10 protein-coding genes are annotated in these 11,030 nt (G+C 39.6%); 2 read left to right on the plus strand and 8 right to left on the minus strand.

Translation table 11 applies throughout. The features are described 5' to 3' along the window. The first annotated feature begins 97 nt into the window (after positions 1–97). Together L3V41_RS13395 and L3V41_RS13400 are read left to right on the plus strand one after the other, a co-directional pair. A complete protein-coding gene (locus L3V41_RS13395) occupies positions 98–961 on the plus strand; it encodes an FRG domain-containing protein (RefSeq protein ID WP_237127920.1) in 864 nt (287 codons plus the stop codon). 548 nt (positions 962–1,509) lie between these two features. Next, positions 1,510–3,240 (plus strand): LA2681 family HEPN domain-containing protein, encoded by a 1,731-nt coding sequence (locus L3V41_RS13400; protein ID WP_237127921.1) that lies wholly within the window; start codon positions 1,510–1,512, stop codon positions 3,238–3,240. A gap of 306 nt (positions 3,241–3,546) precedes the next feature. Here L3V41_RS13400 and pyrF read toward each other — a convergent pair whose 3' ends face one another. The 8 genes from pyrF to serC form a co-directional block, all read right to left on the minus strand. Then, positions 3,547–4,251 carry an orotidine-5'-phosphate decarboxylase gene (gene pyrF, locus L3V41_RS13405; RefSeq protein WP_193988776.1) on the minus strand — a complete coding sequence of 235 codons (705 nt, stop codon included), beginning with the start codon at positions 4,249–4,251 and terminating at the stop codon, positions 3,547–3,549. Between the two features lie 32 nt (positions 4,252–4,283). Next, positions 4,284–5,420, minus strand: a complete 1,137-nt coding sequence (gene lapB / locus L3V41_RS13410; protein ID WP_062569029.1) for a lipopolysaccharide assembly protein LapB — start codon at positions 5,418–5,420, stop codon at positions 4,284–4,286. Between the two features lie 2 nt (positions 5,421–5,422). Then, positions 5,423–5,704, minus strand: coding sequence for a LapA family protein (locus L3V41_RS13415; protein WP_062569028.1), 282 nt, complete (start codon positions 5,702–5,704; stop codon positions 5,423–5,425). A 20-nt stretch (positions 5,705–5,724) separates the two neighbouring features. Beyond that, positions 5,725–6,012: an integration host factor subunit beta gene (gene ihfB / locus L3V41_RS13420; protein WP_062569027.1), complete on the minus strand. Its 288-nt coding sequence runs from the start codon at positions 6,010–6,012 to the stop codon at positions 5,725–5,727. A gap of 62 nt (positions 6,013–6,074) precedes the next feature. After that, positions 6,075–7,742 carry a 30S ribosomal protein S1 gene (gene rpsA, locus L3V41_RS13425; RefSeq protein ID WP_062569026.1) on the minus strand — a complete coding sequence of 556 codons (1,668 nt, stop codon included), beginning with the start codon at positions 7,740–7,742 and terminating at the stop codon, positions 6,075–6,077. A gap of 92 nt (positions 7,743–7,834) precedes the next feature. Then, positions 7,835–8,548, minus strand: a complete 714-nt coding sequence (cmk, locus tag L3V41_RS13430) for a (d)CMP kinase (protein WP_062569025.1) — start codon at positions 8,546–8,548, stop codon at positions 7,835–7,837. A gap of 104 nt (positions 8,549–8,652) precedes the next feature. Next, the gene (aroA, locus tag L3V41_RS13435) at positions 8,653–9,933 is read right to left on the minus strand and encodes a 3-phosphoshikimate 1-carboxyvinyltransferase (protein ID WP_237127922.1); all 1,281 of its coding nucleotides are present in this window, start codon (positions 9,931–9,933) and stop codon (positions 8,653–8,655) included. A gap of 2 nt (positions 9,934–9,935) precedes the next feature. Then, positions 9,936–11,024 carry a 3-phosphoserine/phosphohydroxythreonine transaminase gene (gene serC / locus L3V41_RS13440; protein ID WP_237127923.1) on the minus strand — a complete coding sequence of 363 codons (1,089 nt, stop codon included), beginning with the start codon at positions 11,022–11,024 and terminating at the stop codon, positions 9,936–9,938. Positions 11,025–11,030: the final 6 nt, after the last annotated feature.

The following is an 11,030-nucleotide window of genomic DNA, read 5'->3' on the forward strand; positions in this document are numbered from 1 at the left end:
GCTAATTTTAGCCAAGCATTTAGCGCCCATAGGCGTTAGGCATCAGTGTTCCCCTATACTGTAGCGTTTTAGAAATAATAAAGAAAAAGAAGAGTAGATGAATCAACATAGTGAAAATATATTCTGTGAGTACACCGTAGACTCTTGGAGCGACTGTATAGAATTATTTAAAATTATTGAAGGGTGGGTCTTTAGAGGACAGGCTGATAGTGACTGGTCTTTACAAACTACCCTTGAAAGAGGGGCTAAAATCAATACTACCGATATTAGACGTATTCCTCAAGTAGAGCAAAATATCATAGATAAGTTTCAACGAAGAGCCGTCCATTATTTGGATAAACTTCCAGAAAAAGAAAATATCTTGGAGTGGTTATCTTTAATTCAACATCATGGTGGCCCTACTAGGTTATTAGATTTTTCATACTCTTATTATGTTTCACTATTTTTTTCAATAGACCAATCATTTAAAGAGTCTTCCGTCTACTGTCTTAATAAAGATTTGGTTAAACAGAAAGGACTAGAAACAGAAGAATTGAGAGGGCTGGATGATGAGAATAAATTCGGAACTAGGGAGTATTGCAATGATGCACTTAAAGAACAAACCTTAAGCCCTTTAGTAATGCTAGTTGAGCCTTTCAATATCCATGAAAGATTATCCAGACAACAAGGATTGTTTGCCGTACCTTTTGAAGGGAGACAATCATTTGAATACAACTTGTCACTAACAGTAAATCGTTTTCAAAAAGAGTTACCAAAAAGCAGGGTAATAGATAGTTATGTTGATGTACTTGATGTACTGCAAGATGAATGTGCATTATTGAAAGTTAGGATTCCTAAGAGTTTACATAATGAAATACGTAAAGAATTAAAGCTAATGAACATTACAAGTGAAACACTTTATCCTGGAATTGATGGATTCTCTAAGTCATTATATGGCGAATTTGACTTAAATATATCTTAATTTGTGTGATTCATAGACATCTTTTCACTTTTCTCAGTTGCAGGTCACGTTGATAATTTGATAGTTAATGCGCTCATTCTCAGTTACATAATCCTCGTGAACCTCTTCCCAAAAAGGAGTCTGTTCAAGTCGTTCACAGACAATATCCATTGGCGTTTTTCCCTTGAATGAACCATGTGCCCGTTGCCAGTTGTAGTAATGCTGCCATTCGGGCACCGCCCATTAACAGGGCGTTACTGAATAAATACTCTAACGCGCTTTTGTCCATCGACGAGTTACAAATATAACTCGCCTTTGCCCCAAAGTGAGTTGCAACCGATTGAGAACTAGCTTAGCCAAATCGTCACTTGACTTACTTTTTCGTAATGTCAGTAACGATTCAGCATGATTGGAATAGCATATACTGCGGAATTCTTAAGCTACTGACATAGTGATGCATCACAGTTTTAGCTAGTTTAAACCATTAGCATATGTGGCTTATGGATATAAAGTGAATACAAATTCTCAATGCGTTAGTATGTTGTAAAATTAATTTAACGGCGCGCGCTATGTCAGAAAATCCGATGAATTCAAGGACTCTTGATGAGCTGTCAATGAAGGCTGATGAGTTTTTGATAGCTAATGATCATGAAAAGATTAAAACGTTCTTAGAATCGTTGTTAGGCGTTGATTATAAATTTGAAAGTCTCATTGATGAAGCTCGTTTTTATTATATATTGGGTAATTGTTCAGCAGCAATTTTTAGCTACCATAAACTAGATTGGTTTTCTGATGAACTAAGTAAATCCGTTATATTTTTCAGAAAAGCTCTATTCGTCATACGACAAATTAACTTTCCAACTGATGAAGAACTTTTTCTCCAAAGCTGCATTGAAACCAATTTAGGTAATTATCTAAGTTCTCAAGGTCGTGCCTTCTGCTGTATTCCATTATGGGATAATGCCTTTAATTGCATACAAAATCCTGTGTCGATAATATCTAAAGCAAACAATGAGCTTTTTCTTGCGAGTAATGTTTACGATCCTAGTCATAGGGACTACCACTACTTTACTGCATACCTACTCATAAATTTAGGCCTTGAAAGTCTTGAACAGCTCCATCCAGAGCAAAGAATTGCTTATTCAGAAAACAGCAACTTTATGAATTTTAAAGCATGGTTTGAAGATACTTTTAAACCAGAAGATTTTGACTATTTTGAATCATTTGAAGAGGAAGTTGAGACAAGAAAGCAGGGGGAATACTTAAAATGGTGTGGAGATAACAAGCTTTTTATCAATGATTTAAATGACGTTTGCGTATCTGAAATTGTCTATCAAGACATTATGACTCTCCCCTCCTTTTCTCAACAAATAAACTTCGCTTTATCGATGCATGAAGAGCTTATGTATCATGGGAACTTTGATGAATTAAAGAACGATTATTGCTATGCGCGTTATTTGTATTTTTCGGCTAGAAACATACCTAGTGACCATACACATTTATTCAACAAAACATATCCTCACGTTGATGATATGTCACACTCCATAACCAATCTAAAAGCTAGTCATTATAAAAGTGCGTTCAGAACGCTTTACTCGCTATTTGATAAAATTGCTTACTTTATCAATCGCTTTTTTGATCTGAATGATATCAAGTATGATCATAAAATCAGCTTTGATAGTATCTTTAGTGAGCTGAAAGGCAGTAAGGGCTGGAAACCACACAGTAAGCTTAAAGATAGTCAGAACTGCTTTATCCATGCCTTATTCTATATCCTGAAAGACATTCGAGATGTGAAAGACTCGACTTCTGTCAGTCGCTGGCTTGATCCTGATGCAAAGGCGTTTTCTGAAATTAGAAATGCTATAGAGCATCGTTCCTTAAAGATTGTTGATGATTTTGGATATACCCTAACTCAATCAGATAAAGCTTTTAAGCAATCACAGCTTGAAAAGCTTTATGGTGATATAGATGACTTTGAAGAACAACTTCAAGAGCTGTATGGTGAAATTGCTTCGGCGAAAAAGGCTCATAATATAATTCTTAAAGCCGAACTAGAAACCAAAAAACAATTACTTGATGAAGGTTTGCGTCAAGCACAGTCAAAAATTTATGAGCAACAAAAACTTTCAGGCCATTCTGTGCTGATAAAAGAGAGTGAATTTAAATCAAGGCTCATGACGTTGATGAAGCTCGCTCGAAATTCGATTATGTACCTTTCACTTGCAATTCATGTAGAAGAGAAAAATAAGCCAGACAATGGTGCAGTGATGATGCCTATCGAAGTACCTTTGAAGTAGGTGATTGTATCCTATAAATATTCTATTTAGGAAAGTATGGCTGAATCATTTCTTGAATCACATCGACTCAGTAGACACATGTGAACCTTTTTTCACAAACACAACTTATCCTAACTGCATGGCTTAAGAATGCCAACTCTAAGCCGCTTTTGTCCATAAACGAGTTTATTCGCCTGTCTAATTCTCGTTTGTAGATGACCTAGATAATTTTTTCGGAAATTGCAACAAACAAAAAGAGCATTGTATATAGCGCGATATAAATCACGCCTACAATGCTCTTTAAAAACTATTTTAAAATAACAAAAGTTATTTTAGTGAGTCGTTAATTTCTTTTAGTGTTGCAACTGGGTCTGCCGATTGAGTGATTGGGCGGCCTACAACTAAATAGTCACTGCCATCTTCTACGGCTTGTTTTGGTGTCATGATGCGCTTTTGGTCACCTGCATCGCTGCCTGCAGGACGAATACCAGGGGTAACCAGTTTAAAGTCTGCGCCTAGTTCTGCTTTTAGCTTTTTCGCTTCTTGTGCTGAGCACACTACCCCATCAAGGCCTGATTCTTTGGCAAGCTTTGCGAGGTAAATTACTTGCTCTTCTGGGGTTTTATCTACACCTAAACGAGTAAGCTCTGCGGCATCCATACTGGTTAGTACAGTTACTGCAATCAGTAATGGCGCATCATCACCAAACTGTTCTAAAGCGTGTTTTGCTTTAGTCATCATTTCAACGCCACCAGAGGCATGCACGTTAACCATCCATACACCCATTTTTGCAGCCGCTGTCACAGCTTTAGCCACTGTGTTTGGAATATCGTGAAATTTTAGGTCTAAGAATACATCAAACCCTAAGTCGATTAGTTCCTTAACAAAGCTAGGACCAAAATACGTGAACATTTCTTTACCTACTTTAAGGCGACACGCATCAGGTGATAATTGCTTTACAAACGCAAGAGCTGTTTGTTGATCATCATAATCAAGGGCAATTAATACTTTTTTTGAATCTTCGACAGACATAACTTTCCTAAAAACTAATGGACTAATATGAATTAAAAACCGTCTATGCCACGGCTTGGAACAATTGTTTCCCAGTGCTTACAAGATGGACATACCCAATAAATGGTATGACTGGTAAAGCCACAGTGCTGGCACTGAAAATCAGGTTTGGTTGCGATATAAGACGTTACTAGCTTATCAATTTGATCGAGTACATCTTTAATATCGTTGTTTTGTTTGGCAAGTAGCTGTAATAAAAAGCTAAAGCCACGGATAGTTGGATGACGTTTTAAACTATCCGTTAAAAATTTGATTGCTTGATCAATATGACCTTGTTCTAGTAAAGCTTGGCAGTGTTTTATTTTTATAAGTACCCCACCCTTATCGAGCAACTCGTTGAGTAGCTCATGAAATTGATGAGTTAAATTAAGCTTTTCGTAACTTATAGCTAGCTGTTCAACAAATACAGGGGCAAAAAAGGTAAATTGGCAAATTAGCTCACGCCAATAGTAGATTGCTTTTACGTAGTCTTCTTTAATAAATGCACTGTGGCCAAGCTCATACAATGGGCGAATAGCTTTGTGGTTTAAGCTAATGGCTTTACGCATAATTTGCGTATCATTATCTTGTAAGGCCGCTTCACAGTAAAAGTTGGCAATGGCTTTTATATGCTGAGGCTTAGTGAACAAATCACTGTGCGCCTCGTACATATTGATGCCTTTTTCCCATTCACGGGTTTGTGAATAAAGATTAATAATTGGCTCTAACGCGTCTTTGTTTCCTGCCTTTACAAGCCAAACTAAGTGTTCTTCTGCACCATCTAATAAGCCTGCCATAATATAATCTTCTGCAAGCTCAAGTCGGCTAGTAGCAGCTTGTTGCTCATCAAGGCTTGGGTGTTTTAATAATAGCTCATGAATTTTAATTGCGCGGTCAAGCTCGCCACGGCGGCGGAACATGGTTGCAAGTGTTGAGTAGTGTTCAACTGAATCAGCAGCAACTTCAAGTAGATTAATAAGGTGTTCTAAGCCTTGATCTTCTTCTCTGTCTAAGAGAAATTTAAGGCCTTTAGAATATTCAGAGGTGATTTGTCTATTAAGCTGATGAGCTTGGTTTTTAGCACTGTTTTTACCCATTATCCAACCGTAACCGGCTGCAACGGGTAAAAGTAAAAACAGAAGCTCAATCATGATTAGGTGTCTTTATTAGCAACAAGCTTTTTATTGTTTTTTTCAGGCGCTAACTTTTTCTTTAAGCGATAATTTTGCCACTTTAACTGCGAAAACAGTGTAAAGCTTATAAAACAACCAATGGCGACACCTAAAACAAAGCAGATACTTATTACAACAGCTAAGGGCAACGTATTACTGGCAATTAAATAGTTGATTTGCACCAATTGTGGATTTTGTGAACCAAGTACAAACGCAATAAATAAACACAGCGCTATTAATACAATTTTTAATACCCTAAACAAGTAACTACTCCTGTATAAAACTAGGCAATACTCTCATTTACGCGATCACGTAATTCTTTACCTGGTTTAAAATGTGGTACGTGCTTACCGTCTAACTCAACTGTTTCGCCAGTCTTTGGATTACGACCTGTGCGTGGAGAACGATAATGCAATGAGAAACTTCCAAAGCCACGGATCTCAATACGATCTGAGCTAGATAATGAACCGGCCATTTGTTCAAGAATTTCTTTAACGGCATTTTCAACATCTTTCACTGGGATATGTGCATGTTGTTCAGCTAGTTGTTCTATCAATTCTGACTTAGTCATAACGTTTCCTTAAAAAGAGATAAAGGAAGGGCAAAACTGCCCTTCCAATTAAAGACTATAGATTAGTCTTTTTGAGCATTTTTGAATGCTGCAGCCATTGCGTTTTCGAACGCAGGCTCTTCTTTCTTAAGCTTCTCTAGTACTTCTTTCTCTTCTGCTTCGAAAAGAGCTTTAACTGATAAGCTTAAAGTGCGGTTCTTACGATCAACACCAACGTATTTCGCTTCGATTTCGTCGCCTTCAGAAACTACAGTTGTAGCATCTTCAACACGCTCTTGAGCGATATCAGCTACACGGATGTAACCTTCAACGCCTTCGATTAGCTCAACAGTTGCGCCTTTAGCATCAACTTCAGTCACTTTACCTTTAACAATAGCACCTTTTTTGTTTGCGTCCAGGTAGTTATTGAAAGGGTCAGCTTCGATTTGCTTAACGCCTAGAGAGATACGCTCACGCTCTGGGTCAACTTGCAATACGATAGCAGTGATTTCGTCGCCTTTCTTGAATTCACGTACAGCTTCTTCGCCTGGCGTGTTCCAAGAAATGTCTGAAAGGTGAACAAGACCGTCAATACCGCCTTCAAGACCGATGAAGATACCGAAGTCAGTGATTGATTTGATCTTACCAGTAACTTGGTCGCCTTTGTTTTGTAGACGAGCAAATTCTTGCCATGGGTTAGCAATACATTGCTTAAGACCAAGAGAAATACGACGACGCTCTTCGTCGATTTCAAGAACCATAACTTCAACAGTGTCACCTAGTGAAACAACTTTTGAAGGGTGGATGTTCTTGTTAGTCCAATCCATTTCAGAAACGTGTACTAGACCTTCTACGCCTTCTTCGATTTCAACGAAACAACCGTAGTCAGTAAGGTTAGTTACACGACCAGAAAGCTTAGAACCTTCTGGGTAACGACCAGCGATAGCTGCCCATGGATCTTCGCCAAGCTGTTTAAGGCCTAGAGATACACGAGTCTTCTCTTTGTCGAATTTAAGAACTTTAACTGCGATTTCGTCGCCAACATTAACGATTTCTGAAGGGTGCTTAACACGCTTCCACGCCATGTCTGTGATGTGTAGTAGACCGTCAACACCACCAAGGTCAACGAACGCACCGTAGTCAGTAAGGTTCTTAACGATACCTTTAACTTCTTGACCTTCAACAAGGTTAGCAAGAAGTTCTTCACGCTCTTGTGAGTTTTCTGATTCGATAACTGCACGGCGAGAAACAACAACGTTGTTACGTTTTTGGTCAAGCTTGATTACTTTGAACTCAAGCTCTTTACCTTCAAGGTGAGTTGTGTCACGTACTGGACGAACATCAACAAGTGAACCAGGTAGGAAAGCACGGATTGAATCAACTTCAACAGTGAAACCGCCTTTAACTTTACCGTTGATAACACCAGTAACAGTTTCTTGCTCTTCACACGCTTTCTCAAGACGGATCCATGCTTCGTGACGCTTCGCTTTCTCACGAGAAAGGATAGTTTCACCGAAACCGTCTTCGATTGCATCTAGTGCAACATCTACTTCGTCGCCAACAGCAACTTCTAGTTCACCAGCAGCATTTTTGAATTGCTCAGCAGGGATTGCACTCTCAGATTTAAGACCAGCATCAACAAGTACGATGTTGTTCTCGATTGAGATAACTGTACCTTTAACGATAGAGCCTTGCTCTGCTTCAAAACCCTTTAGGCTTTCTTCAAATAACTGCGCAAAATTTTCTGACATTATACGTCTCTAAATAATTAAATAACCAATTAGCAACCATGCTGCATGGGGTTGTTAAAATAGCACTGGCCTCCTGCCGGCACCTTAAAAATTTACTTTTTAGCTTTAGGAAGCTTACCTGCAAGCACGGCTTCATCTAACAAAGTTACAACTTTATCAAACACTTGCATTGCATTAAAATCACTTGTGTCGATTTCAATGGCGTCATCTGCAGGTACAAGCGGCGCAACTTCACGATTCATATCGCGATGATCACGCGCCTTTATATCCTCAAGTAGACCACTTAGTGTAACATCTAGACCACGTTCGTTCAACTCTGTAAAACGTCGACGCGCGCGCTCCTCAGCAGAGGCAGTCAAATATATCTTCAGTGGTGCATCAGGGAACACAACCGTTCCCATATCACGACCATCAGCAATTAAACCATTTTCAGTTCTAAATGCTCGCTGGCGGCGTAACAATGCTTCTCTAACTCGCGGCAGTGCTGCTACTTTTGAGGCAGCAGCGCCTACTTCTTCGTTTCTAATTGTGGTTGTGACATCCTCGCCTTCCAAAATAATTTTCGATGTGTGTGCTTGGCTATCAACCAAAAATTGCACATCTAAATTTGCAGCAAGAGGAACAAGACCTTCTTCATTGTCTAATTCAATTTGATGATGGAGTGCCGCAAGTGACAACACACGATAAATCGCACCGCTGTCTAATACATCCCAACCTAATTTCTCGGCTAACAAGCGGCAAACAGTTCCTTTACCTGAACCACTTGGGCCATCTATGGTGATAACGGGCATTGATAACGCCTGCATTTATAACCTCCTGCAATGCACACCAAAATAAAACCGCGATATTATACGTCAGTTCTGATAATAGATCCGCATTTAGAGTGTAACTTTTTATATTTTCTTCTGTTTTATTGACTTGAGACAGACTCTAGTACTTTGAAAAACGTTGGAAAAGTTTTGTATGTACACTTAGGATCGTTAATGGTAATTGGCTTACCGCCAACTGCCACCATCGCAAAGCACATGGCAATACGATGATCGTTATAGGTATCAATCGCTACATCGTTAAATGTTTTAGGTGGTGTAATTTCGATGAAATCTTCCCCTTCAACAACTTTAGCACCTACTTTTCGAAGCTCTGTGGCCATGGCATATAAGCGATCTGTTTCTTTCACGCGCCAGTTATAAATGTTGCGAATGGCCGTTTTACCTTTTGCAAAAAGCGCAACAGTTGCCAGCGTCATTGCGGCATCTGGGATTGCATTGGCATCGATATCTACGGCGTTAAGCTCTCCCTTACGAACCACCAGCTTTTCATCGTACCAATCGATTTTAGCGCCAACTTGTTCCATGACTTTAGCAAAGCCAATGTCGCCTTGAACAGATGCAGCACCTACCCCATTGATCTCAATTTCGCCGCCCGCTATTGCAGCTGCCGCAACGAAGTAAGAAGCACTAGATGCATCCCCTTCAACCATAATACGCTCAAGTGCTTGATACTGTTGACAGCCTTTAACGTAAAACGTTTCGTAATTGTCATGGCTCACAGTAACGCCAAAACGCTTCATCACATCAAGGGTGATATCGATATAAGGTTTTGATACCAAGGTGCCTTTAATAGTGATTTCTGTGTCGCCATTAAATAGCGGGGCCGCCATTAATAATGCAGTTAAAAATTGACTTGAAATGCTGCCATCAATGTCAACTTTACCACCGTTGATTTTGCCGCCTTTAATGGCCAGTGGTGGATAATCTTTGCTTTTTAGGTATTCAACATCACCGCCAAGTGCTTGTAGCGCATCAACCAAATGGCCGATTGGGCGCTCTTCCATACGAGGCTCACCCACCAGTTGGTATTCGCCTTCAACAGCAGCTAAAACAGCTGTAAGTGGACGATAAGCAGTACCGGCATTGCCTAAAAATAGCGGCTCGCTAGGTGTTTTAAATTTACCGGCAACACCTTCGACAGTTGCCACTGTTTTGTCTTCGTTAAGCGATACATTAACGCCTAAAAGTTTTAGTGCACCTAGCATATGACGAATGTCATCACTATCAAGTAGGTTTTCTACAACTGTGGTGCCCTCTGCCAGCGCTGCTAACAGTAAAATACGGTTTGATAAACTTTTTGAGCCAGGCAGTGTCACACTGCCATTTACCTTTGTAATCGGTTCAAGACGAAGCTGTTCCATAATTAGCTGTTCTCCTTGGCAAATTTATCCATAAAATTAACCAAAGCTTGAACACCTTCTAACGGCATCGCGTTATAGATACTTGCACGCATACCACCGACAATACGGTGGCCTTCAAGAGCTAATAAGCCTGCTTCTTTTGACTCAATGATAAACTTGTCATTAAGCGATTCATCGTTTAACCAAAACGGTACGTTCATACGTGAACGGCAATGCTTAGCAACTTTATTATTATAAAAATCAGAGTTATCAATAAAATTGTAAAGTAGCTCTGCTTTTGCGATATTTTGCTCTTCCATGGCTTTAACGCCGCCATTTGCTTCAAGCCATTCAAAGACTTCAGCTGCTAAGTACCACGCAAATGTAGGTGGCGTGTTATACATACTGCCTTGTTTTGCTTCTAATGCGTAATCAAGAATACCTGGCTTTGCAAGGCCCTCGCGCTCAAGTAGCGTTTTGCGGATAATAACAATCGATAAGCCAGACGGACCGATATTCTTTTGTGCACCAGCGTAAATAAGATCAAACTGATTCACATCAATTTCACGCGATAAAATAGTCGAAGACATGTCAGCCACAATGGGGGCTGATGGATGTGAAGGCACATCAAAAATTTCAATACCATCTACGGTTTCATTTGGGCAATAGTGAATGTACGATGCATCCGCAGGTAATTTCCAGCTGCTCGCTGGTTTGATAGAAAACTGGCCATTTTGCTGCTCATCATCACGAACATTGATGCTTTCAACAGCAGTAAATTTTGCGGCTTCTTGTGTCGCACCTTTCGACCATACACCGTTTTCACAATAAACAGCGGTTTTATCATTAAGGTGAAGATTCAATGGCACAGCGCTAAATTGACCACGGCCACCACCATGCATAAATAACACTTCAAATTCATCGCTAATATTCATTAAACGACGCAGGCTAGCTTCACATTTAGCTGTGAGCTCTATGAAATCACTACTGCGATGGCTGATTTCCATCACAGATACACCTAAACCTTGCCAATCTATAAATTCTTTTTGTGCTTTTTGCATTACTGCCGGCGGCAGCATTGCCGGTCCTGCACAAAAATTATATTTAGTCATTACTTT

Origin of the sequence: Pseudoalteromonas sp. L21, assembly GCF_021728035.1 — a bacterium.
Taxonomy (GTDB): Bacteria; Pseudomonadota; Gammaproteobacteria; order Enterobacterales; family Alteromonadaceae; genus Pseudoalteromonas; species Pseudoalteromonas arabiensis.